Origin of the sequence: Limimaricola cinnabarinus, assembly GCF_047631075.1 — a bacterium.
Lineage (GTDB): Bacteria > Pseudomonadota > Alphaproteobacteria > Rhodobacterales > Rhodobacteraceae > Limimaricola > Limimaricola cinnabarinus.
Map to the genome: position 1 here is coordinate 75,971 of NZ_JBLHYX010000006.1, position 23,320 is coordinate 99,290.

24 protein-coding genes are annotated in these 23,320 nt (G+C 65.9%); 13 read left to right on the forward strand and 11 right to left on the reverse strand.

Features of this window, described 5'->3' with window-relative positions; translation table 11 throughout:
- The first annotated feature begins 147 nt into the window (after nt 1-147).
- Complete coding sequence (locus ACJASC_RS06725) at nt 148-576, forward strand: OsmC family peroxiredoxin (protein WP_415144616.1); 429 nt, start codon at nt 148-150, stop codon at nt 574-576.
- A gap of 65 nt (nt 577-641) precedes the next feature.
- Here ACJASC_RS06725 and ACJASC_RS06730 read toward each other — a convergent pair whose 3' ends face one another.
- On the reverse strand, nt 642-2,237 hold the full coding sequence (locus ACJASC_RS06730) for a peptide chain release factor 3 (RefSeq protein WP_415144618.1): 1,596 nt from the start codon (nt 2,235-2,237) through the stop codon (nt 642-644).
- Nucleotides 2,238-2,300: 63 nt separating this feature from the next.
- A complete protein-coding gene (locus tag ACJASC_RS06735) occupies nt 2,301-3,281 on the reverse strand; it encodes a Hint domain-containing protein (RefSeq protein WP_415144620.1) in 981 nt (326 codons plus the stop codon).
- A gap of 90 nt (nt 3,282-3,371) precedes the next feature.
- On the opposite strand from ACJASC_RS06735, the gene ACJASC_RS06740 reads away from it, so the two are divergent.
- Together ACJASC_RS06740 and ACJASC_RS06745 are read left to right on the forward strand one after the other, a co-directional pair.
- Complete coding sequence (locus ACJASC_RS06740) at nt 3,372-4,151, forward strand: SDR family oxidoreductase (RefSeq protein WP_415144622.1); 780 nt, start codon at nt 3,372-3,374, stop codon at nt 4,149-4,151.
- A 59-nt stretch (nt 4,152-4,210) separates the two neighbouring features.
- A complete protein-coding gene (locus ACJASC_RS06745; protein WP_415144624.1) occupies nt 4,211-5,356 on the forward strand; it encodes an ABC transporter ATP-binding protein in 1,146 nt (381 codons plus the stop codon).
- A 27-nt stretch (nt 5,357-5,383) separates the two neighbouring features.
- On the opposite strand, the gene ACJASC_RS06750 is transcribed toward ACJASC_RS06745, so the two are convergent.
- A complete protein-coding gene (locus ACJASC_RS06750) occupies nt 5,384-6,046 on the reverse strand; it encodes a helix-turn-helix transcriptional regulator (protein WP_415144626.1) in 663 nt (220 codons plus the stop codon).
- A gap of 173 nt (nt 6,047-6,219) precedes the next feature.
- Between ACJASC_RS06750 and ACJASC_RS06755 the strand changes: the two genes are divergently transcribed.
- The 5 genes from ACJASC_RS06755 to ACJASC_RS06775 all read left to right on the forward strand — a co-directional run bounded on the left by ACJASC_RS06755 (nt 6,220) and on the right by ACJASC_RS06775 (nt 11,316).
- A complete protein-coding gene (locus ACJASC_RS06755; RefSeq protein WP_021695669.1) occupies nt 6,220-6,468 on the forward strand; it encodes a twin-arginine translocase TatA/TatE family subunit in 249 nt (82 codons plus the stop codon).
- 21 nt (nt 6,469-6,489) lie between these two features.
- Nucleotides 6,490-6,987 (forward strand): Sec-independent protein translocase protein TatB, encoded by a 498-nt coding sequence (gene tatB / locus ACJASC_RS06760; RefSeq protein WP_415144628.1) that lies wholly within the window; start codon nt 6,490-6,492, stop codon nt 6,985-6,987.
- A complete protein-coding gene (gene tatC / locus ACJASC_RS06765; protein WP_415144630.1) occupies nt 6,984-7,838 on the forward strand; it encodes a twin-arginine translocase subunit TatC in 855 nt (284 codons plus the stop codon). The genes tatB and tatC overlap by 4 nt, the downstream gene beginning before the upstream one ends.
- Complete coding sequence (locus tag ACJASC_RS06770; RefSeq protein WP_021695672.1) at nt 7,835-8,677, forward strand: ATP-binding protein; 843 nt, start codon at nt 7,835-7,837, stop codon at nt 8,675-8,677. The genes tatC and ACJASC_RS06770 overlap by 4 nt, the downstream gene beginning before the upstream one ends.
- A 278-nt stretch (nt 8,678-8,955) precedes the next feature.
- Entirely contained in the window at nt 8,956-11,316 is a 2,361-nt protein-coding gene (locus ACJASC_RS06775; RefSeq protein ID WP_415144632.1) for a hypothetical protein, read from the forward strand.
- Nucleotides 11,317-11,430: 114 nt separating this feature from the next.
- Here the strand turns inward: ACJASC_RS06775 and ACJASC_RS06780 are convergent, their stop codons facing one another.
- From ACJASC_RS06780 to ACJASC_RS06800, 5 genes are all read right to left on the reverse strand, one after another.
- Nucleotides 11,431-12,777, reverse strand: coding sequence for a peptidoglycan DD-metalloendopeptidase family protein (locus ACJASC_RS06780; RefSeq protein WP_415144634.1), 1,347 nt, complete (start codon nt 12,775-12,777; stop codon nt 11,431-11,433).
- Between the two features lie 68 nt (nt 12,778-12,845).
- On the reverse strand, nt 12,846-13,487 hold the full coding sequence (locus ACJASC_RS06785) for a protein-L-isoaspartate(D-aspartate) O-methyltransferase (RefSeq protein ID WP_415144636.1): 642 nt from the start codon (nt 13,485-13,487) through the stop codon (nt 12,846-12,848).
- Nucleotides 13,484-14,284 (reverse strand): 5'/3'-nucleotidase SurE, encoded by an 801-nt coding sequence (gene surE, locus ACJASC_RS06790; protein ID WP_415144638.1) that lies wholly within the window; start codon nt 14,282-14,284, stop codon nt 13,484-13,486. The genes ACJASC_RS06785 and surE overlap by 4 nt, the downstream gene beginning before the upstream one ends.
- Before the next feature lie 135 nt (nt 14,285-14,419).
- On the reverse strand, nt 14,420-15,073 hold the full coding sequence (locus ACJASC_RS06795) for an SDR family NAD(P)-dependent oxidoreductase (RefSeq protein WP_415144640.1): 654 nt from the start codon (nt 15,071-15,073) through the stop codon (nt 14,420-14,422).
- Complete coding sequence (locus ACJASC_RS06800) at nt 15,070-15,669, reverse strand: hypothetical protein (RefSeq protein ID WP_021695569.1); 600 nt, start codon at nt 15,667-15,669, stop codon at nt 15,070-15,072. The genes ACJASC_RS06795 and ACJASC_RS06800 overlap by 4 nt, the downstream gene beginning before the upstream one ends.
- A 169-nt stretch (nt 15,670-15,838) precedes the next feature.
- On the opposite strand from ACJASC_RS06800, the gene ACJASC_RS06805 reads away from it, so the two are divergent.
- Both ACJASC_RS06805 and ACJASC_RS06810 read left to right on the forward strand, forming a co-directional pair.
- On the forward strand, nt 15,839-16,354 hold the full coding sequence (locus ACJASC_RS06805) for a biotin transporter BioY (protein WP_415144643.1): 516 nt from the start codon (nt 15,839-15,841) through the stop codon (nt 16,352-16,354).
- 90 nt (nt 16,355-16,444) lie between these two features.
- Nucleotides 16,445-16,957 carry a VOC family protein gene (locus ACJASC_RS06810; protein WP_021695567.1) on the forward strand — a complete coding sequence of 171 codons (513 nt, stop codon included), beginning with the start codon at nt 16,445-16,447 and terminating at the stop codon, nt 16,955-16,957.
- A 9-nt stretch (nt 16,958-16,966) separates the two neighbouring features.
- Here ACJASC_RS06810 and purF read toward each other — a convergent pair whose 3' ends face one another.
- Nucleotides 16,967-18,430, reverse strand: coding sequence for an amidophosphoribosyltransferase (gene purF / locus ACJASC_RS06815; protein ID WP_415144645.1), 1,464 nt, complete (start codon nt 18,428-18,430; stop codon nt 16,967-16,969).
- A 279-nt stretch (nt 18,431-18,709) separates the two neighbouring features.
- On the opposite strand from purF, the gene ACJASC_RS06820 reads away from it, so the two are divergent.
- From ACJASC_RS06820 to ACJASC_RS06830, 3 genes are read left to right on the forward strand one after another with little or no spacing between them, the layout of a single operon-like run.
- Nucleotides 18,710-20,146, forward strand: a complete 1,437-nt coding sequence (locus ACJASC_RS06820) for a cytochrome ubiquinol oxidase subunit I (RefSeq protein ID WP_415144647.1) — start codon at nt 18,710-18,712, stop codon at nt 20,144-20,146.
- Nucleotides 20,146-21,165, forward strand: coding sequence for a cytochrome d ubiquinol oxidase subunit II (gene cydB / locus ACJASC_RS06825; RefSeq protein ID WP_021695564.1), 1,020 nt, complete (start codon nt 20,146-20,148; stop codon nt 21,163-21,165). Before ACJASC_RS06820 ends, cydB begins: the two co-directional genes overlap by 1 nt.
- The gene (locus ACJASC_RS06830) at nt 21,165-21,260 is read left to right on the forward strand and encodes a DUF2474 family protein (protein ID WP_045320442.1); all 96 of its coding nucleotides are present in this window, start codon (nt 21,165-21,167) and stop codon (nt 21,258-21,260) included. The genes cydB and ACJASC_RS06830 overlap by 1 nt, the downstream gene beginning before the upstream one ends.
- 2 nt (nt 21,261-21,262) lie before the next feature.
- Here the strand turns inward: ACJASC_RS06830 and ACJASC_RS06835 are convergent, their stop codons facing one another.
- Nucleotides 21,263-21,823 (reverse strand): CvpA family protein, encoded by a 561-nt coding sequence (locus ACJASC_RS06835; RefSeq protein ID WP_021695523.1) that lies wholly within the window; start codon nt 21,821-21,823, stop codon nt 21,263-21,265.
- 8 nt (nt 21,824-21,831) lie between these two features.
- Complete coding sequence (gene radA, locus ACJASC_RS06840; RefSeq protein ID WP_415144650.1) at nt 21,832-23,223, reverse strand: DNA repair protein RadA; 1,392 nt, start codon at nt 23,221-23,223, stop codon at nt 21,832-21,834.
- Between the last annotated feature and the right edge of the window lie 97 nt (nt 23,224-23,320).

Here is a 23,320-nt window from a genome sequence, read left to right on the forward strand (position 1 = left end):
CCGCCCGGCCGGATTGCCGGGTCGTTCGACTTGGGCGTGCCTTATGTCGAAACCCTGTCGCGGTCAAGTTTGACGGGGGAACGGGGCGGGTCGGCGGGCGTTGCCCTCAGAGCCCCGTGACCGGGGCGCCACGAAATGGAGAGACCGATGATCAAGAAACATGGCAAGGCGCATTGGAGCGGTGGCATCAAGGAAGGCGGCGGCGAGATCTCGACGCAGACCGGTGTCCTGAAGGATCAGGCCTATGGCTTCAACGCCCGCTTCGAAGGCGGCCCCGGCACCAATCCCGAGGAGCTGATTGGCGCGGCGCATGCGGCCTGTTACGCGATGGCGCTGTCGCTCGAACTGGGCAAGGACGAGCTGACGGCCGACGACATCGATGTCCAATCCACCGTGTCGCTCGAGCAGGTGGGCGAAGGGTTCGAGATCACCAAGATCCACCTCGACGTGACCGCGAAGGTCTCGGGTGCCTCCGAGGAGCAGTTCCGCAAGGCTGCCGAGGCCACCAAGACCGGCTGCCCGGTGTCGAAGGTCCTCAAGGGCGCCGAGATCACCATGGACGCGAAACTCGTCTGAGCCAATGGCTCTGGTTCGACGCGAGAGGGGCGGCCTGTCGGGTCGCCTCTTTCACATCCTGCGCCTCAGACCATCATTTCCTTCGTCGCCACGAGCTTGATCTCCGGGTGATCGCGCTCGACCCGGTCGATGTCCCACTGCATCCGGGTGAGATAGACCAGATCGCCGTCATTGTCGGTCGCGACATGCTGCTTGTTCTTCGCCGCAAAGGCCTCGACCGCGGTCTTGTCGCCGGCCATCCAGCGCGCCGAGGTGAACTGCGACGGCTCGAACCGCACGGGAAGCCCGTATTCCAGCTCGATCCGGCTCGCCAGCACCTCGAACTGCAGCGCACCGACCACGCCCACGATGAAGCCAGAACCGAAGGTCGGCTTGAAGACCTTGGCGGCGCCTTCCTCGGCGAACTGGCTCAGTGCCTTGTCGAGATGCTTGGCCTTCATCGGATCGCCCGCGCGGCAGGTCTGCAAAAGTTCGGGCGCGAAAGAGGGGATGCCCGAGACGCGGATGCTTTCGCCCTCGGTCAACGTGTCGCCGATCCGAAGCTGGCCATGGTTGGGGATGCCGATGATGTCGCCGGCCCAGGCCTCTTCGGCCAGTTCGCGGTCCGAGGCGAGGAACAGCACCGGGTTGGTGATCGCCATCTGCTTTTTGGAGCGCACATGGGTGAGCTTCATGCCGCGCTCGAAATGCCCTGAGGCCAGCCGTACGAAGGCGACGCGGTCGCGGTGCTTGGGGTCCATGTTGGCCTGCACCTTGAAGACGAAGCCCGCGACCTTGCTCTCTTCGGGCGCGATCTCGCGCGGCATCGCCTTTTGCACCTGGGGCTCGGGGCCATAGGTGCCGATACCCTCCATCAGCTCGCGGACGCCAAAGCTGTTGATTGCCGAGCCGAACCAGATCGGCGTCATGTGGCCTTCTAGCACCGCCTGAGGGTCAAGCGTGGGCAGAAGCTCGCGCGCCATCTCGACCTCCTCGCGCAGCTTTTCGAGCAGATGCGCGGGGACATGCTCGGCGATCTTGGGATCATCGAGCCCGTCGATGGCGATGCTCTCGGCGACGCGGTTGCGGTCGGCCCGGTCGATCAGCTCCAGCCGGTCGCGCAGCAGGTCGTAGCAGCCGAGGAAATCTCGCCCGACGCCGATCGGCCAGGAGGCGGGCGTCACGTCGATGGCGAGGTTTTCCTGAATCTCGTCGATGATCTCGAAGGTGTCGCGGCTTTCGCGGTCCATCTTGTTGCAAAAGGTCAGGATCGGCAGGTCGCGCAGGCGGCAGACTTCGAACAGCTTGCGGGTCTGGCTCTCCACCCCCTTGGCGCCGTCGATCACCATGACGGCCGCGTCCACGGCCGTCAGCGTGCGATAGGTGTCTTCGGAAAAGTCCGAGTGGCCGGGCGTGTCGACGAGGTTGAAGCGAAAGTTCTTGAAATCGAAGGACATCGCCGAGGCCGAAACCGAGATGCCGCGGTCTTTCTCCATCTGCATGAAGTCCGAGCGCGTGCGCCGCGCCTCGCCCTTAGCGCGGACCTGTCCGGCCATCTGGATCGCGCCCCCGAACAGCAGGAACTTTTCGGTCAGCGTCGTCTTGCCGGCGTCGGGATGCGAGATGATCGCAAAGGTCCGGCGGCGGGCGATTTCGGGCGGGAGGGCGGGGCGGTTGTTCATGCCCGCGCTATAAAGGCTGCGCGCGCAAGGAGCAATCGCCCCCAACGGCCTTGCCGACAGCGTTCAGAGCCCCGAGGCGCGACGCAACAAGGCGGCCGCATCGGATCCCGACAGCAGGCTCTCGGAGACCTCGTAGGACAGGTGCTGCGGTGTCGCATGGGTCGAGATGCTGCCGGGCAGCGCGCCCTTGGTGCGGTGGTCGACCAGAAGCGATTCCGCGGCGATGCCCTCGGCATAGACGATCTGATGCGCGTCGAAGACAAGCTGGAAATACTGGGCGAAGCCGCCTTCGCTCTGCACCACGGTGTCGCCGTTGATCAGGTGGCGCACCCGGACCATCAGCTCGGCCCGGCCCGCGCCGACGCAGTCCTCGCGCTGCCACACGAAGATGCGGTGATCTGGGCTGAGCCAAAGATCGCGCGCGTTGTGCAGCGCGCCTTCACGGATCAGCACGGGCGCGAAGCGCCCGGTCGCGCGCAGCGTGGTCTGGCCCACCCAGCGCAGCGGCTGCGGCCCCCCGTCGCGCGTCAGGATCCTGTCGCCGGGGCGCAGATTCTCCACCGGCACCTGCGCGCCGCTGGCCAGCGCGATATGCGTGCCGCGAGTGAAGGACACGCAGGCCAGCTGGGCCAGCCGCGGGGTCCCGGCGTGACGGTCGATCCCCACGAGGCGGTAATCCTCACCCTGCACGAGCCGGCCCAGAGGCAACAGGTAGATGGCCAGCGCCGCATCCGCCTCGACCTCGACCAGCACGATCGCCTCGCTCGCCGTCCCATCGCGCGCCATCAGCGTCAGACAGCTGTCGATGTGCAGCGTCCGGCCGCCCCGGCCGTCCGCCGCGCCATCGACCACCCGAAAGCTGGCATCCGCCCTAGCGCGTAGCGTCAGCCGGCGTGCCGGGGCCTCGGGCCCAACGCGGTAGATGTCGTCCGGCACCAACTCGTCGGCAAAGCTCATCGGATCGCCTCGCGCCACGCCGTGCGACACGCGCAGATCCGCCGCATCGAAGACCATGAGGTGCTGCAGCTCGGTCTCGTCGGTCATCTGTTCTCCTGACGGGTGCCGCATGACGGGCGATCATTGCCCGACGCGCGACCCGATGCTAGGCCATGTGCGTAAACAGGGAGGTATCTGATGGATCTGGGCATCAGGGGCAAACGGGCGCTGGTCTGCGCTTCGTCCAAGGGCTTGGGGCGTGGCTGCGCCGAAGCGCTGGCCGAGGCGGGCGTCGATCTGGTGATGAACGCGCGCGGCGCCGAGGCGCTGGAGCAAGCGGCGCAGGAGATCCGCGACCGGTTCGGGGTCGAGGTCGTCACCGTCGCCTGCGACGTGACCACGCCCGATGGGCAGGCGCAGCTGATCGACGCGGCGCAGGGTGTCGACATCCTCGTCACCAATGCGGGCGGCCCGCCGCCGGGCCTGTGGACCGACTGGGACCGCGAGGATTTCATCCGTGCGCTCGATGCCAACATGCTGACGCCGATCGCGCTGATGAAGGCGCTGGTGCCGGGCATGATGGAGCGCGGCTGGGGCCGGGTGGTCAACATCACCTCGCAATCGGTGAAGTCGCCGATCCCGGCGCTCGGCCTGTCGAACTCGGCGCGCGCGGGTCTCACCGGCTATGTCGCGGGCACCTCGCGGCAGGTCGCCCCTTCGGGCGTGACCATCAACAACCTGCTGCCGGGCATCCATGACACCGACCGCGCCGCCTCGCTCGATGGCGGAGTGTCCAAGAAGGAAGGCATCAGCGTCGAGGAAGCCCGCAAAAAGCGCGAAGCCGGCATCCCGACCCGGCGCTACGGCACGGCGGCCGAGTTCGGCGCAACCTGCGCCTTCATGTGCTCGCATCATGCGGGGTTCATGGTCGGTCAGAACGTGCTGCTCGATGGCGGGGTCGGCAATCAGACCATGTAAGCTTGCGGGCGCGAGGCGGTGTTGCTAGGGCAATCCGACGCATTTGATCGGATTTTGCCGTGTTCGAACAACCCGCCTCCGCCCGGGCTGCGCCCACCGGGACCGCCCCTGTCCAGACCGCGCCCGCCGCACGGCTCGAGATCCGCGATCTCAGCCGGGTCTTCGCGGGGCGCGAGGTCGTGTCGGGCGTGTCGCTCAAGGTGATGCCGGGGCAGGTGACCTGCCTGCTCGGCCCCTCGGGCTGCGGCAAGTCCACGACACTTCGGATCATCGCGGGCGTCGATCGGCAGGATGCGGGCGGTGTCTATGTCGATGGCGTGGCGATTTCCGAGGGCGCGTTGCACATGCCTCCAGAGGCGCGCGGCATCGGCCTGATGTTTCAGGACTTCGCCTTGTTCCCGCATCTCGACGTGGCGCGCAACGTAGGCTTCGGCCTCAAGGGGCCGAAGGCCGAGATCCGCGCCCGGGTCGAGACGCTGCTCGACAAAGTCGGCATGCGCCGCCACATCGACCGGTTCCCGCACGAGCTGTCGGGGGGCGAACAGCAGCGGGTGGCGCTGGCGCGTGCGTTGGCGCCTTCTCCTCGTATCCTCTTGATGGACGAGCCGTTCTCGGGGCTCGACGATCGGCTGCGCGACGACATCCGCGACGAGACGCTCGCCGTTCTCAAGGCCGAGGGCACCGCGGTGCTGCTCGTCACCCATGAGCCCGCCGAGGCGATGCGCATGGCCGACGAGATCGCGCTGATGCGTGACGGCCACGTGGTGCAGTACGGCGCGCCCTACAACATCTACAACGCGCCGAAGGACCGCGAGGCAGCAGCCTTCTTCTCGGATATCAACGTGATCGAGGGCACCGTTCAGGGCGCGCTGTGCGACACGCCCTTCGGAGATTTCCTGACGCCGGGCCTGCCGGACGGCACCGAGGTCGAGATCGTGATCCGGCCACAGCATTTGCGCATCGACTTCGACCGGCAGGGGCGCGGACCCAACCCCACCACGCGCGAGGGGACGCCAGCGGCGGGCAGGGTGGAGCGGGCGCGGTTCTTGGGTGCGTCGAGCCTTGTGGAATTCCGCATGGACCACGACGGTGAGATCCTGCGAGCCTCAGTGCCGTCTGTGTTCCTGCCCAAACCCGGCACGCGGCTGTGGCTGATGATGCGGCGCGACCGGTGTTTCGTGTTTCCCAAGAGGCGGGCAGGCTGAGACGGCGCGGGGGCGGACCAGCCCTGATTAGCCGCGCGACGCTTCCAGATCCGCGAGGGTCCGGCCAGCCTCGTCCACGAAAAGCTGCGGCAGGACCCGCAGGGCGGTGATCCGGTCCACCCGCAGCTCGGCAAAGCCCTTGGCCGTTTCGCTCCACCCTGCGAGGGTCCAGACCCGACCCCAGTAGTCGAGACGCAGCGGGCGCAAGACCTGCGCGCTCTCTGGGCCACGCAGGGTCACCTGAAGCTTCTGGCGCGCGCGGATCGCGGCGCGCAGCGAAGCCATGTGCCGAAACCCCGCCACCGCGTCGCCAAGCGGCGGCGTGGCAAAGCTCCACCCCCCGGCCCGCCCGCGATCCTCGGGCAGCACCGCGTCGATCCGCCCCGACAGCAGGCGCGCCGCCTCGCGCAGTTCCGCATCCTCGGACTGCGCCACCGCTGCGAGGCCAAGATGCAGCGCTTCGAGTTCGGTCATGGTGAGGTTCAAGGGCGGCAGCGTCACCGCCGCCGTGGCGCGGTAGCCCAGACCCCGCCGCCCCTCGATCGGGACGCCGGAGGCGATGAGCCGGTCCATGTCGCGGTAGATCGTGCGCAGCGAGGTGCCCAGACGGGACGCGAGATCCTCGGCGCGGTGCAGCCGTCCGTCGCGCAGGATCCGGATCATTTCGACAAGCCGGTCGGCTCGGGGCATGGGAGGTCCTTTTAACTGACACAAAAGTGACAACTGACAGCTTAGTGTCAAGAAAAGCGGATTGCTGCCCCACGAAAAAGGTTTCCGGCCTTTTACCCGGACGGTGGGGCGCGTATCTGGGGGCTGCGAGACAATGCGCGGCCTTGTCGGGCCGCCGGGATGGGAGACACGCCATGCTCAACAATATCGGCCTTCCGGGCCTCCTTCTGATCGCCGTCGTGGTGCTGGTGCTGTTCGGCCGGGGCAAGATTTCCTCGCTGATGGGCGAAGTCGGCAAGGGCATCACCGCCTTCAAGCGCGGCGTCGACGACGGCAAGCGCGAGATCGACGATCAGTCCAATACCGTGAACGAGGCGGGCACCGTGCACGAGCCGGGCACCCTGCACGACGCGGGCACCGTGAAGGACAAGGACCGGGTGTAACCCGAGACAGGATGGACAGACATGTTCGATCTGGGCTGGAGCGAGCTTCTGCTGATCGGGGTCGTGGCGCTGATCGTGGTCGGCCCCAAGGATTTGCCGGGGATGTTCCGTGAAGTCGGACGCTTCACTGGCAAGGCCAAGGCGATGGCGCGGGAGTTCTCGCGGGCCATGGAAGATGCCGCGGACGAGAGCGGCATGCGCGATATCCAGAAGACCATCAAGGCCGCCGCCGACCCGAAGGGGTTCGGCACCGACGCGCTGAAGAAGAACTTCAAGCCGGGCGGGACCGGGACGCTTTCGGAGGACCGCGCCGAGGCCCGCCGCAAGGTCGAGGAGGCCACCGCCAAGGCCGCGACCGACCGGCAGGCCCGCGAGGCGATGGCCCCAACCGAGGAGGAGCTGGCCGATCTCGAGCCCTCCATCGTGCCGGACCGCGAAACAGGGCCGATCAGCGCACCCGCCGAGCCGCTGGAGCCCGCCGAGTCGACGCCCGCGCGAAAGGATGACACGACATCATGAGCCCCGTTGACGAGATCGAGGACAGCTCGGCGCCGCTGATCGAGCACCTCGCCGAGTTGCGCACCCGCCTGATCCGCTCGGTACTTGCCTTCGTGGCGGGCATGATCGTGTGTTTCACGGTCTGGAACCCGATCTTCGACTTTCTGACCCGACCCTTGTGCACCGCCATGGCGGCGCGGGGGCAGGAGGATTGCGGCTTGATCCTGATCGCGCTTCAGGAAGGCTTCTTCGTGGCGGTGTCGATCTCGATGCTGGGCGGGCTGGCACTGTCCTTCCCGGTGATCTCCTACCAGATGTGGCGTTTCGTGGCGCCGGGCCTCTACAAGTCCGAAAAGGGGGCGTTCCTGCCGTTCATGCTGGCGTCGCCCTTCATGTTCTTTCTGGGCGCTTCCTTCGCCTATTACATCGTCACGCCGCTGGCCTTCGATTTCTTCCTCGGCTTCCAGCAACCGGGCAGCTTGGCCAACGGTGTCGAGAACGACACGGCGGTGGCTGGCATCGCGTTCCAAGGCTCCGCACAGGCCTATCTCGCGCTGACCATCAAGTTCATCGTGGCCTTCGGCCTGTGCTTCCAGTTGCCGGTGTTGCTGACGCTGATGGGCAAGGCGGGGCTGGTCTCGGCCAAGGGGCTGGGCGCGGTGCGCAAATACGCGGTTGTTGCGATCCTGCTGCTCGCCGCCGTCGCGACACCGCCCGATGTCGTGAGCCAGGTGATCCTGTTCACCGTGGTCTACGGGCTTTACGAAATTTCGATCCTTCTCGTGGCGCGCGTCGAGCGCAAGCGCGAGGCGCATCTTCGGGCCGAGGGGCTCTGGATCGAGGACGAGGATGAGCCGGAGGAGCCGAAATGAGCCAGGACGCGCTCGACCGTATCGCCTTGGCGCTGGAGCGGATGAGCCCGCCGCCCCAGCCCGCGCCCTCGCTGCGCGGAGCGCCCGCCTATATGTGGCAGCCTGATCCCGACCGGATGGTCGCGGTACCGCGCGTGAGCCGCGTCGATCTTTCGCTGCTCGTGGGCATCGACCGCGCGCGGGACACGCTGCTTGCCAACACCCGCCGCTTTGCCCAGGGCCTGCCCGCGAACAATGCGCTGTTATGGGGCGCGCGGGGAATGGGAAAGTCGAGCCTCGTCAAGGCGGTGCACGGTGCTCTTCAGGGCGAGTTTCCGCAGCTCAAGATCGTCGAGGTGCAGCGTGAGGATCTTCAGAGCATCGACCGCTGCCTCGCGATCCTGCGCGCCGCGCCGCAGCGTTTCGTGTTGTTCTGCGATGACCTGTCGTTCAGCCATGACGATGCGCATTACAAGTCGCTGAAGGCGGTGCTCGACGGCGGCATCGAAGGGCGGCCCGAGAACGTCGTGCTCTATGCCACCTCGAACCGGCGTCACCTGATGCCGCGCGACATGATCGAGAACGAGCGCTCCACCGCGATCAGCCCGTCGGAGGCGGTCGAGGAAAAGGTCTCGCTTTCGGACCGCTTCGGTCTCTGGCTGGGCTTTCACCCCTGTGATCAGGATCAATTCCTGTCCATGGTCCAAGGCTATTGCGATGCCTTCGGCCTGACCGTCGATGCGGCACGGCTACGTGCCGAAGCGATCGAGTGGCAGGCGACGCGGGGCGGCCGGTCGGGCCGCGTGGCGTGGCAGTTCTTTACCGATCTGGCAGGCCGCGAGGGCGTGAAGATCGGCTAAGACAGCTCTGGCCGGAAACGAAAAAAGGGCCGCCCCTCGGTGGCGCATTCCGGGTTCTGGGACACAAAAACAACGCCTGCCGAGTTTTCGCTCGGCAGGCGTTTGATTTTCAACAAACTTTTATGGTAGTCAGCGACGCGATCTCCGGGAGAAAAGTCCCGGAGCCACACATCTCAAAAATCTGTCGATGAAGGCTTCGGTTCTCCGGACTTTGGCCAATATCTGACCCGCCACCGGAGACTGACTTGTCAAAGCGAAACAGAACGAAAGGCTGTGTCGTGTCCAAGTCCGTGCCGAAGCTCTCTCTCCCACAGATATACCCCACGATCCGTGGATCAATCAATCTTAACTGCTGCGGTGATCCTGACTGCGGCAACTTCGGCCTGGCGCCGGATTTCATTCACCTGAGCTTCGTTGGCCGAAACGCCGCTGCTCGAAAGCTGAAAGCCTACACGGAGAACCCCGATCTCGCCCGCGGGCGGGGTCGCTACACTTTGTCAGGCGATGATACCTTCCAGGTCGTATCCACGGCATTCGAGTATGCGGGTGATCCGCACCGATGGGAGGACGGCAAGAAACTCGTTTGCCACCACATGCGCGGCAACCGTGATTGCGAGGTCTCTTTCTCCGCGCTGTCGAACGAGCACTTCGAGACGGAGCTCGACCGCCTCAACACCCACAATGGCGTTCTGGAGGGCCCAGTTTGTGGGAACTGTGGCGCGCGATATCTGGCACGCCCAGATGAGTTCGTCTTCAACGGCACCCACGGAAAGATCTCTGCCGGCAAGAACGGCCGCAAGGCAAAGCCGGCTGCATTCCGGATCATCCACAAGCCTTGCAAGGGCATGCCGGGCGCCAGGATTTCTGTTTCGCTCGACCATCAACAGCAGGAGAAGATGCATGACAATGTTCAGCTCCTCCGCGCCCTCGTGAATGGAGCTGGGATTACGACCCTTCGCAGATTGCTGGCGGACCCGGACACCGGAAAAAGATGCGGTGTCAGCCGTGTTTACAATCGTATCCTCTGGCTCGAAAAAACGCTTCTCGCCTTCGAACGCGCAAAGCTGAAGGAGTGGCGCGACAAGAGGGAAGCGGAAGGCGGCATCCCGCACATGCGTATCGCTCATGACGATGCGGTCGTCAGTCTGAACTGGGAGACCAGATCCGACCGTCGCCTGACACCTCTACAGTGCTCGATCAGCGCCGACATTGATTCAGGTTATGTGTTCCGGATCGACGCGAATATCGACACGACAATCGACCCGGTGGCATTCGTCGAGGGCCACTACCTCGACTCAAACCTGCAACCCAAGAACATCCGGCGCCACTATTGCCAGCAATCGGGCAAGGCTTTCACCGTGCCAGCCATGCATTTTCAGCGCCCCAGCGGACGCCTCGACGAAGCTGCCCTGTTCGCCAGCGCAGAAAGCCATTGGCGTGTCTATGCGCAGCGCATCGAGGCCGCATTCAAAGCAGATGGGGTTCTGAAACTCCCCGAGCATATTGCTGATGAGATCAGGCTGACCGCTGCACATCGGCAGGCCCTCGATGTCCTGCGCAACGACTACTTCAGCTTTAAGGAAACCAATCGCGACAACCGTGGAAGCTTCAATGGAGCTGTGGTCAAGCAGACCTACACGAAGGCGGCCCATCTGGCCTGCCTTCGGGACTTCCTGCCAGCGAAGCGCCTCACGATCATCGGAGAGCAAGAGGCGAACATGGCACGCGTAGTGCCGCATGTATTCCGCGAACTTATCAAGCAAGATCGTTTCGAATGGCATGTGATGACCTTCGATAAGGAAGCATCTGAACCACAGATTGGTCAGCGGTCCGATGCATTCACCAACGCATTTGATGCCTACAAACAGCGCGTGCTCGACTCGGATGCCACCGTAGCCTCTGATTGGGAACTGCTCACGGGGTTCTGTGAAAACACCATGCGGCCGTCCATAAAGGTCGATCCGCATGGGGAGATCTACCCCTTCCCGATCAGCAACTTTCAGTCGGCACAGTTTCCCCAACTATGGGTCAGATCCCAAGTCGAAATCCGTGGCGAAACCCTGAAAACCGTTGGATTTCCGATCATTCGAAAGGCTTATAGGCATCGGCTCAAGCAGACTGCCTTCGACACAATCCCGGTTGACCAGGATCTTCGGGACGCGTTGGCTCGGAGATACCTGAACGCTACGATTCAGCCAGTATCCGCCTTCATGAACTCGATGCGAGAGCGGACAAAGCCAACAAAGCGCGCTGGCGGCAAATCAGCTCGCAACGGGCCAAGCTACATCAACGGCGCGACATTCAATCCTGCTATGCTAACAGCCTTCCTGAACATCTATCGGATTTATTTCAACTGGTTCGAAGATCGGCCTTACGCCGCCCACGCGGCCCGTCGGAAAAACACCAAAGTAGCCACGGGCACCGTGCGCACGAGGAGACGCCCAGGGTCTTCCGCAACAGTGGAAGTTCCGCAAGTGCGCAAAATCACGCCCATCCTGGACACGCCCGCCCTGCGGCTGGGAGTAGATGCGCGCCGCATGACCGACCTAACACGCAAAGCCATGAACCCTCGTCGCGTGCTCTACCGCCCATGGCTGTTCCATGGAACGCCTCTCTGGAAAAAGTTCGAGACCAGATGACGGTATCACCCGGCACATTTCTGCGCCGGGTGAAATTTTTTCCGAGGAGCCGATCGTGTCCCAAAATCCGGAATGCGCCAGCCCCTCGGGGCGGCCCTTTCGCATGCCCCCCGGTCAGGGCAGGTAGTTGGTCGGGTCTTGGCTTTCCATGCCCTTGCGTACTTCGAAGTGCAGCAGGCTCGGGCTTCCGGCCTTCACCTTGCCGATGGTCTGGCCCTTGGACACGCTGGCGCCGCGCTCGACCGCGAGATCGACCACATGGGTATAGACCGTCAGAAGCTCGTCGGGATGGCGGATCACGACGATCTGGATGCCTTCGGTGTTGGTGGTGATCGCGGCGACCGTGCCCGCAGCTGCGGCCTTCACGGCGCTCCCGGCGGGCGCGCCGATGTCGATGCCGTCGTTGCGGCCCTTGGCATAGGCGCGAATGATGCTGCCTTGCGCGGGCATCGCCATGGCCGAGGCCTTGGGCTGGGACTGCTCGGCCACCGGCTGCGGCGTGGGGGCGGGTGCGGGTGCAGGCGTGGGCGCGGCGGTTGGCGTGTTGGCTGCCGCGCTCGGCGTCGCGGCAGGAGCCGAAGCGACGGGCGCGGGGCGTTCCTCGGGCAGGGGGGCCGTGGCGGATGGCGGCGTCGGCGTCGGGCTGCCGGCGCCGGGCGGGGTGACGGGGGCGGCAACTGGGGCGGGCTGTGCCGCTGGGGCAGGCGCGGCCTGCGCCGTGCCACCCGGCGGGATCAGCAGGAACTGTCCCTCGCGCACCGCGAGGTCAGAACCAAGACCGTTCCATTCCGCGAGGCTGCGCACGGGCACGTTGTAGAGCCGCGCCACGGAATAGGCCGTCTCGCCGCGTCCGACCTGATGGCGCACCGGCTCCTGACCGCTGGGCAGGGCGCGTGGGGCCGAGGGTAGCGAACTTGCCGTGGCGCTCGCGGCGGGGGTCTGCGGTGCCGCCGCGGGGCTGGTGGGCGTCGACTGGGGCGTCGCGCGGTCGATCGCGGCACCGGCAAGTGTAGTGACGTCGATCCGACCCGAGCCGGTCGACGAGCTGCTGACGGGCGGGTTGCTGGGCGTGATCGGACCGGTGATCTGCGCGCCGGTCGCGGGCGAGGGTTCGGCCACGCGGCTCGGCAGGGCGATCACCTCGCCGCCGCGCAGGCTGGTGTCGGCGGAGACGCCGTTGTAGCGCGCGAGCGTGCCCGGCTCCAGCCCGAGGCGCGAGGCCAGCGAAACGATCGTATCGCCCTCACGCGCCACGGCGACCTGGTAGTTGGGATAGGAGATCACGCCGCGATCGTCGGGGCGGGGACGTGGCGGCGGGTTCAGGGCGGCGGCCGAGGTGTCGAACCCGTTGCCCATGTCGCGCAGGTCCGGATCGAACGGCTCCGCGCAGGCCGCGAGCAGCGCCAGAGCGGTGGAGCATGCGAGCGGCCGCCATGCGCGGCGAAATAGGGTGGTCTGCATCGATCTCGTCCTCGTTCCCTTTGCCCCCCGTGTCCCCCGGGGGTTGATACCTGCGGGAAGCCCCCGCTTCAGTCCTGTCCCAGCCCCTCGACCAGAGGCACGAAGCGCACCGCGCGCAGTTCCTCGTAGTCGAAGCCGCTCTCGGTTCGCGTCACCCGGATCAGGCTCTGCACCGTGTCCGATTGGCCGACCGGAAGCACCATGATACCGCCCACCCGAAGCTGCGCCAAGAGCGGGCCGGGCGGATCCTCCGCCGCGGCGGTCACGATGATGCGGTCGAAGGGGGCCTGTTCGGGCAACCCGAAGGAGCCGTCGGCGGTGATCGCCGTGATGTTGGGCAGGTCCATCTCCTCGAAGATCGCGCGCGCCTCGGAGACGAGGCTGCGAAACCGGTCGATGGTATAGATGCGCCGCCCCAGAAAACTGAGGATCGCGGCCTGATAGCCCGAACCGCAGCCCACCTCGAGCACCTTGTCGCGCGGCTGCACGTCGAGCGCCTGGGTCATCAGCGCCACCACCGAGGGTTGGCTGATGGTCTGACCGCAGGCGATGGGCAGCGGCATGTCGGCATAGGCGCGCTCGGCGAAAAGACCCTTCACGAAGCGCGCGCGGTCGATCTTCTCCATCGCGTCGAGCACGCGGCTGTCGGTCACCCCATGCGAGCGCAGCGCGTAGAGGAACCGCATCTTTGCATCGGCGTCAAAGCTCATGGCGCGCCATTTTCGAGCGCGGCGGTCACCGCCTCGAGCGCGTCATGCGCGGTAAGGTCGGCGCGCATCGGCACGACCGAGATATAGCCGTCGAGGTTGTCCTGCGCGTCGGTGCCGGGTCCGGTGGGAATGTCTTGCCGACCGCCCTTGACCCACAGGAATCGCCGCCCCGAGGGCGACACGTGCGGCTGCACCCCAAAGGCGGTATCGCGCCGAAAGCCCTGCCGGCCGACGCGCAGCCCGCGTACCTCGGCCCCCGGCAGGGCGGGGAAGTTGACGTTGTAGAACAGCCGGTAATCGGCCTCGGCGTCCCAGATCGCGTGATCGAGCAGGCGTCGCACCGTTGCCGCTCCATGTTGCCGCGCCGCCTCGAACGGGTCGTCGCGGCGGGCGTTGCCGGGGCCATAGAACTGCGACAGGGCGATCGCTGGCAGACCGTGCAGCGCCGCCTCCATCGCGCCGCCGATGGTGCCCGAATACATGGCGTTCTCGGCGGCGTTGTTGCCGCGGTTGACGCCCGAAAGCACGAGGTCCGGGCGGCCTTGGGCCATCACGTCGTGCAACCCGGCAAGCACGCAATCGGCAGGGCTGCCCTCGGCGGCGAAGCGGCGGGGGCCAAGCTCGGCGATCATCGTCGGATGGGTATAGGAGATGCAATGCGCCACGCCCGATTGCTCGAAGGCGGGGGCCACGACCCAGACCTCGCCCGAAGGGCCTGCGATCTCGGCGGCGATCTCCTCGAGCACCTTGAGGCCCGGTGCGTTGATGCCGTCGTCATTGGTGATGAGAATGCGCATGCGGCCCCCTTTGGCCCCTTGTTACGGGAGCGGCCGGGAGGCGGCAAGCATTCCGGCCGGCGGACGGCCGCCTCAGGGCGCCGCCTTCACCAAACCGTGCGAGAGCGGTCTTCGGGCCACGCTCACGCCCGCGTCTCAGGCCTCGAGGATCTCCGGCAGCAGGCGCGCGGCCTCGCTGTGGATATCGGTGAGATTGCCCCGGTCCTCGCCCGGATAGAACCGCGCGCGGGTCGCGGTGGGCATGGGGCGCGGAGCGAGGATGCGCACATGTGGGCCGGTCTTCACCGTTTCGGCCTGCCACGAGCGCACGAGCGCCATCTGCGCGGCCTTGGTGGTTCCGTAATGGCCAAAGAACTTCTTGCCGCCCACGGGGTCATCGAAGAATACGGCACGTCCGGTCTGGCCCAGCAGCGGCGCAACATAGGAGACGAGCCGCGCCGTGGCGCGCAGGTTCACCGCGATGGAGCGATCGAGGTCCTTGTCGGCCAGATGTGGCGCGGGTGCGAGCGGACCCGCATGGATCGCGGCATGGACCCAGAGCGCGAGACCGCCCCAGCGGTCGTGGATCGAACGGCAGAGCTGCTGCATCGCCTCGGGCACGGTGATGTCCATGGGCGCGAGCGTGGCCTGACCGCCCGCGGCGCGGATACGGTCGTCGAGCTCCTCAAGCGCGCCGGTGGTGCGCCCCACCGCGATGATGTGCCGATCCGGTGCGAGGGCTTCGGCGAGGGCGGCGCCAAGGCCGCGGCTGGCGCCGGTGATCAGGACGGGCAAGGTGGTCTCGGTCATGCCGCTGGGTCTCCCGTGGATGCGTTGTGGCGGCGCGCGAGTTCGGCGCGCGCGGCGTCGAGATCGCCTCGCGCGCCGATCCAGTCGCACAGGCGGTCGAAGTCCCGCTCGATGCTCTCGAGCCGGATCGTCATGCTGTGGCGCCGGTGGGCCAGAAAGGCCTCGATATTGGCGGTGACCGTTTCGACATGGTCCCGGCATTGTTCGATGAGGGTCGACTTGGGCTCGCGCCAGCGGGTGTGGGTCAGGATGTCCTGCCGGTAGGCGCGCAAGATCCCCTGACCCGAGCGGCGCGCGAAGCTGCGGGCGACCTCTTCGGGGTCGCGTAGCAGGTGCACATAGCCCGCCCGATCGCCGAGATCCCGGTCCAGACGGCCCAGGAACCAGCTTAGCCGGTTGTCGATCTCGATGTGGCGGGGCGGGAAGTCCAGCCGTGCCGCCCCGGTGAGGTGACTGCGGCTTTCATGGGCGACGCTCCAGTTGTCGAGGTGCCCGCAGGCCCGCGCAAGCGTGGTCGATCCGCAGCGCCCGGTGCAAAGCACAAGGATGCGGTCGGGGCGCTCTGACGCACCAGCGAAGGGCCGTGGATCGGTCATATGTCCTGCATTTGAAGTATTATCCCCCGCCCGGCAAGGGCTTCGGCGTTGACCAGCGAGGCCGGAAAGCCGGAGTATGCGGCCCATCATCCCGATCGAGAGGAGACGGATCATGCCACAGGCATCCGAAGGGATAGACGGTTTGCCGCGGCAGGGGATGGCGGTTACGATGGGTGTCGCTTTCGGGGGCGCGTTTCTCGTGGGCGTTGGTGCACAGATCGACGTGCCGATGTATCCGGTGCCGATGTCGCTGCAGACACTTGCAGTTTCGCTCGTCGGCTTGCTCTGCACGCCGCGGCTGGCCGCAACCGCGCTCATCGTTTATCTCGCGCTTGGTGCCGTGGGGCTTCCGATCTTTGCCGGTGGCGGCAGCGGTGTCGCGGCGCTCTACGGTCCTACGGCGGGGTATCTGTGGGGGTTCGTCGTCATGGCTTGGCTGACGGCCCGATTGGTACAGCGATGGGGGCACGACGGCTTCGGCTGGCTTTTTCTCGCGGTGTATCTGCCATCCTTGGCCCTGCTGGTTCCGGGCGTGGTCTGGCTGGCCATGCGGACGCCCCTGACGCTGGGCGAGGCGGTGATGACGGGGGCCGTGCCGTTTCTCGTCGGCAAGGTCGTGAAGACGGCGCTGGCCATCGGCGGCGCCCGCGCCGTCTGGTCGCAGTTGGGCCATTGGCAACGCTGACGTCAGTGTCGGATTGGGTACCAAGTGAAGACATGAGGCCATCGCGTGCTATCTGTCCTGCAGGACGGAAGGGCGCGGATGACACGAAAGATGCAGAGGATTTGCCTGTGGTTCTATACGCAGGGCGAGGAGGCAGCGCGCTTTTACGTGTCGCTCCTGCCTGATAGCCGGATCGACCGCGTGCGCTACTCGGAGGCGGATCAAAGTCCGAGCGTGATCGAATTCACGCTTGGTGGCATCGGCTATGTCGCCCTCAACGCGGGTCCGCATCTTCGTTTGACCGAAGCCGTGCCTATCTCCGTTCTGGCCCGCGATCAGGCCGAGATCGACCGGCTTTGGTCGGCATTGACCGCCGAGGGTGGCGAAGGCGGACGCTGCGGCTGGCTGCGGGATCGGTTCGGCCTCTCGTGGCAGATCCTGCCAACCGCCCTGCCAAAACTGCTGGCAGAGGCGGATCGCGACGCGGCAGGCCGGGTCGCGCAAGCCTTCATGGAGATGGGCAAGGTGGAGATCGACGATCTTGAGGCGGCGTTCGCGAACGATGCCCGGAGCCGAAGTTCGGCCGAGGAGCCCGCCCCTTGGGAGGAGCCGACGGATCGCTGAACCGAGGGATTATTCCGCCGCAGTCTTGAGCTGGAAGCCCTTTTCGATCATGTCCGCCGGGACGACCGGATAGTCCCCCGAGAAGCAGGCGTCGCAATAGCGCGGAGCTTGGGGATCGCGGCCTTCAGCCACGCCCGCCGCGCGGTAGAGACCGTCGAGCGTAATGAATTTCAGGCTGTCGACGTCAAGATGGCGGCGCATCTCCTCCTCGCTCATATGCGAGGCCAGCAGCTTTTCGCGCTCCGGCGTGTCGACGCCGTAGAAACAGGGCCAGGCGGTCGGCGGAGAGGCGATGCGGAAATGGACCTCGGCCGCGCCCGCGTCGAGGATCATCTCCTTGATCTTGCGCGAGGTGGTGCCGCGCACCACCGAGTCGTCGACGAGGATCACCCGCTTGCCGCGAATGAGCGCGCGGTTGACATTGAGCTTGAGGCGCACGCCCATGTTGCGGATCTGCTCGGAGGGCTCGATGAAGGTCCGGCCCATGTACTGGTTGCGGATGATCCCCATGCCATAGGGGATGCCGCTCTCATGGCTGAAGCCGATCGCGGCGGGGGTGCCACTGTCGGGGACCGGGCAGACGAGATCCGCCTCCACGGGCGCTTCGCGAGCCAGTTCGATGCCGATCTGGCGGCGCGTCTCATAGACCGAGCGGCCGCCGAGAATGCTGTCGGGACGCGAGAAATAGACGTGCTCGAACAGGCAGAAGCGCGAGGCGCGGCTCTTGAAGGGGAAGTTGCTCTCGACGCCGTTGGTGGTGATGACCACCATCTCGCCCGGCTCGATTTCGCGTACCAGATCGGCCCCGACGATGTCGAGCGCACAGGTCTCGGACGACAGCACCCAGCCATCGCCGAGCTTGCCGAGAACCAGCGGACGCACGCCCAGCGGGTCGCGGCAGCCGATCAGCTTGGTCCGGGTCATCGCAACGATGGAGAACGCGCCCTCGCACTTGCGCAGCGCCTCTTCCATGCGGTCGGGGATGGACCGGCCCATGGAGCGCGCCATCAGGTGGATGATGCATTCGGTGTCGGACGAGGACTGGAAGATCGAGCCGCGCTCGATCAACTCGCGCCGCAGCGCCGTGGCGTTGGTCAGGTTGCCGTTATGGGCGACGGCGGCGCCGCCCATCGAGAACTCCCCGAAGAAGGGCTGCACGTCGCGGATCGCGGTCTGGCCCTTGTGGCCGGAGGTCGAGTAGCGGACATGGCCGATCCCGAGCGTGCCGGGCAGGGTTTCGAGCACCTCGCGCGAGGTGAAGTTGTCGCGCACATATCCCATGCGGCGGGCCGAGCAGAACCCGGCATCGGGGTCATGGGTGACCATGCCGGCGGCTTCCTGTCCGCGGTGCTGCAGCGCATGCAGGCCCAGAGCGAGGAAATTCGCGGCGTCCGAGACGCCGATGACGCCGAATACGCCGCATTCCTCCCTGAGCTTGTCGTCATCGAAGGGGTGGGCGGGAAAATCGCGCATCTGGCTGGCTCCGAATCCGGTGCGTTGCGAAGACCGTGTACGGCCTCTGCGTGCGAGTGTCACGAAAGGATCATATCATCCTTTCCGTCGGGTCGCCCAATGCCCTGTCGCGCGCCGCTGCGCAAGGCGAAGCAGGCGTTTCGCGGTCACGTTGTCGCGCCCGTGCCCGACCGCCACCACCGCGAGGCGCGTTGCAGCCTCCCACATAGGGGGGCACGATGTCGCGTTGCTTCCCCGCGCCCTGTCCCTAAGTCAGGATCAGGCAGAAGGATTTCGCCCATGGACACCTTTCTCGGCTTCGACGCGGTCACACTGGCCCGGATGCAGTTCGGCTTCACCGTCGCCTTCCACTTCATCTTTCCGGCGGTTTCGATCGGCTTGGCGAGCTTTCTGGCGGTGCTTAACGCGCTCTACCTGTGGAGCCGGGACGAGGCCTATCTGCGGCTGTTCAAGTACTGGCTCAAGATCTTCGCGATCTGCTTCGCGATGGGGGTCGTGTCGGGCATCACCATGTCCTACCAGTTCGGCACCAACTGGTCGGTGTTCTCTGACAAGGCCGGCCCGGTTATCGGGCCACTCATGGCCTATGAGGTGCTGACGGCGTTCTTCCTCGAAGCCGGGTTCTTGGGCATCATGATCTTCGGGCGCGACAAGGTCGGCCCCGGCCTGCACATGTTCGCGTGCCTTATGGTGGCGGTCGGCACGGCGATCTCGGCCACCTGGATCCTCTCGGTGAACTCGTGGATGCAGACGCCGCAGGGCTTTTCCATCGCCGAGAACGGCCAATTCGTGCCCGAGGACTGGTGGGCGATCATCTTCAACCCGTCTTTCCCCTACCGCCTCGCGCATACGCTGACGGCCGCCTATCTTACCACCGCCTTCATCGTCGGCGGGGTGGGTGCGTGGCACCTGCTGCGTGGCGAGCGGCAGAACCCCGGCGTGCGGACCATGTTTTCCATGGCGATGTGGATGGCGGCGATCGTCGCGCCGATCCAGATCTTCCTCGGCGACGCGCATGGTCTCAACACGCTCGAGCATCAGCCGGCCAAGGTCATGGCGATGGAGGGGCATTTCGAGAGCCATCCTGACGGCGCGCCACTTTATCTCTTCGGCATTCCCGACCAAGAAAACCAGACGCTGGATTATGCCATCGGCATCCCCAAGCTGTCTTCGCTCATCCTCAAGCATCACCTTGATGCACCGCTCGACGGGCTCGACACGATCCCGCGTGAGGATCAGCCTCCCGTCGCCATCGTGTTCTGGAGCTTTCGGATCATGGTGGGCTTGGGCTTCGCGATGCTGGGGGTGGGGGTGCTTTCGCTCTGGGCGCGGTTTTGCGGGCGGCTTTACGATGCCAAGTGGCTGCATCGCGCCGCGCTGGTGATGGGACCCTCGGGGTTGGTCGCGGTGATCGCAGGCTGGATCACCACCGAGGTGGGCCGCCAGCCCTATGTCGTCTATGGCGCGCTGCGCACGGCCGAAGCGCATTCGCCGCTGGGGGCGAGCGCGGTCGGCACCTCGCTCATCGCCTTCGTGGTGATCTATTTCGTCGTTTTCGGCGCGGGCGTCGCCTACATCCTCAAGCTCATGCACCATGCCCCGGCGCTGGGCGAGCGCGGCGTCCGGGTCGAGCCCGGCCCGATCCGCAGCTCGGGCATCAACCCCGATCGGCAGATGCGCGAAAGCGGCCACGACATCGCACCGGAGGCCAACTGATGTTCTACTCCATCGACCTCACCGTCGCCTGGGCGCTGCTGCTGGCCTTTTCGGTCTTCGTCTATGTCGTGCTCGACGGCTTCGATCTCGGGATCGGCATCCTCTACCCGTTCTTCCGGGAGAAAGAGGACCGCGACATCATGATGAACTCGGTCGCCCCGGTCTGGGACGGCAACGAGACATGGCTGGTCTTGGGCGGCGGCGGGCTCTTCGCGGCCTTTCCGCTGGCCTATGCGATCATCATGCCCGCCGTGTACCCGGCCATCATCGCGATGCTGCTGGCGCTGATCTTTCGGGGCGTGGCGTTCGAATATCGCTGGCGCGCCACGTCGCGCCTGTCGAAGCGCGCCTGGGACGCGGCCTTCATTGGTGGATCGGTCACGGCGGCGCTGGCCCAAGGCATCATTTTGGGCGCGTTCCTGCAGGGCATCGAGGTCGAGGGCCGGGCCTATGCGGGTGGCTGGTGGGATTGGCTGACGCCGTTTTCGGTGCTGTGCGGCGTGTCGGTGGTGGCGGGCTACGCCTTTCTGGGGGCCTGCTGGCTCAACATGAAGCTCGAAGGCGAGATTCAGCACCGGGTGCGGGTCATGGCGCGCGTTTTCTTCTTCGCGACGATCATCGGCATCTTCGCGGTCAGTCTCGCGACGCCGTTCCTCGGTGCGGGCTATGCCGCGCGCTGGTTCGGCTGGCCGCAACTCGCGCTGACCGCGCCGGTACCGATCCTGATCGCCGGGATCGCGCTCTTGTTGTTGCGCACGCTGTTCCACCCCGAGCGGGATCGGCTCCCCTTCATCCTCGGGCTGGTGCTCTTCGCGCTGTGTTTTCTTGGGCTGGGGATCTCGATCTGGCCATTGGCGGTGCCGCAGCAGATTACCTTGTGGGAGGCGGCGGCGCCGGCCAAGAGCCAGCTTTTCATGTTCGTCGGCGCGATCGTTCTGGTGCCGATCATCCTCGCCTATACCGGCTATGCCTACTGGGTGTTCCGCGGCAAGCTCGATCCCGAAAAGGGATATCATTGATGCTGCGGCGGATCATCTGGTTCGTGGCGCTCTGGGCGATGGGCGTGGCCACGGTCGGCGCGGTGGCCTATGCCATCCGCGCCTTTCTGCTCTGAGATCAGGCGGGGGTGCCGCACAGGCCGACGAGCTGCTCGTATTGCAGCGTCACCCATGCCAGCGCCGCCTGCGGCTCTTCGGTGGTGAAGCTTTGGGTAAGCTGACCGAATACCGCCGCCGCGCGGCTGTTCTCGACCATCGGGATCTGCTGCGCCGAGAGGATCACCTCGTAGACGAAGAAGCCCACCGCCACGAGCAGCACGCCGCGCGCCACGCCGAACAGGAAACCAAGGCCCTGATCGATGCCACCCAAGGCGGAACGCTGCACCGCGCCTGAGAAGACCGGGGTGAAGATCGAGAACAGCACCAGTGCGATGGCGAAGACCACCGCGAAGGCGGCGATGATCGACAATTCGCAGCTGTCGCCGATGAAATCGCCTACCACCGGGATCTGGCGCACCAGCGGGCGCACCTGATCGGCGAAGATGAAGGCGAGGACGGTCGCGCCGATCCAGCCCGCGATGGCCAGAGCCTCGCGCACCAGACCGCGCGAATAGGCGAGAAGTGCCGACACCACGACGATGAGCGCGACGATGCCGTCGATGATCGTGAAACTTTCCATGAGAACCCTTATTCCCGTTCGCCGGGCGCCAGACCGAACACCGTATCGACGAATCCCGGCAGGTCGCGCATTTCGCGCAGGTCCAGCCCGGCCGCCGTTTCCGTCCCGGCGCGGCGCTTGGGGCGCTGTGGCAGGATGGCCTGCGTGAAACCAAGTTTCGCAGCTTCTTTCAACCTGTTTTCCGTCTGCGCCACCGGACGCACCGCCCCGGACAAAGAAATCTCGCCGAAGATCGCGCAATCGACCGGCAGGGCGGCGTCTTCGCGCGCGCTGATCAACGCCGCCGCCACGGCGAGATCGGCGGCGGGCTCGCCGATGCGCAGGCCGCCCGCGACGTTGAGATAGACGTCGAGCCCGGCAAAAGAGACGCCGCAGCGGCTTTCGAGCACCGCGAGGATCATTGCCAGCCTTCCGCCGTCCCAACCGACGACCGAGCGCCGCGTCTGACCGGGCTGGGCGGGGGAGACCAGCGCCTGAATCTCGCACAGGATCGGCCGCGTGCCTTCGATACCTGCAAAGACCACCGAGCCCGGCGTCGCTGTGTCGCGCTCGGAGAGAAACAGTGCCGAGGGGTTCTTGACCTCGGCGAGGCCCTTGCCGGTCATCTCGAACACGCCGATCTCGTCGGCCGGGCCGAAGCGGTTCTTGTGGGCGCGCAGGATGCGGAACTGATGCCCGCGCTCGCCCTCGAAATAGAGCACGCAATCGACCATATGCTCGACCACGCGGGGACCCGCGAGCGTGCCTTCCTTGGTGACGTGGCCGACCATGATCACGGCGATGTTGCGTGTCTTGGCGAAGGTCGTCAGCTCATGCGCCGCGGTACGCACTTGGGAGACCGAGCCGGGGGCCGCCTCGACCTTGTCGGACCACATGGTCTGGATCGAATCGATGATCACGAGGTCGGGGCGTTCGGCGTCGAGAGTGGTCAAGATGTCGCGCAGGTTGGTTTCGGCGGCCAGCGTCACGGGGCTGTCGGTCAGCCCGAGGCGCTGCGCCCGCATCTGCACCTGCGCCGCAGATTCCTCGCCCGTGACATAGATTACCTTGAGACCGTTGCGCCCGAAGCGCGCGGCGGCCTGCAGCAGCAGCGTCGATTTGCCGATGCCGGGATCGCCGCCGACCAGCAGCGCCGAGGCCGCCACCAGACCACCGCCCAACACGCGGTCGAGTTCGGCCACGCCGGACATGGTGCGCGGCGGCGCTTCGGGGGTGGAGGCGAGGTCGGTCAGTGTCACCTTGCGACCACGATGCGCGCCGATCGCCTTTGCGCCGGGGCCGGTGGTAAGCGGCGTCTCTTCCTGAATGGTGTTCCACGCGCCGCAGGCGTCGCAGCGCCCCGACCATTTCGAATGAGTCGCGCCGCATTCGGTGCAGACATAGTTGAGATCCTTGGCCATGCTGCTCTTTTCCCCGATCATGGCACCACGAGCAATGGCCCGGCGCGATGCGCCGGGCCATTAATGTTCACCTTGCGTTGACGGCAGGCCCTGACCG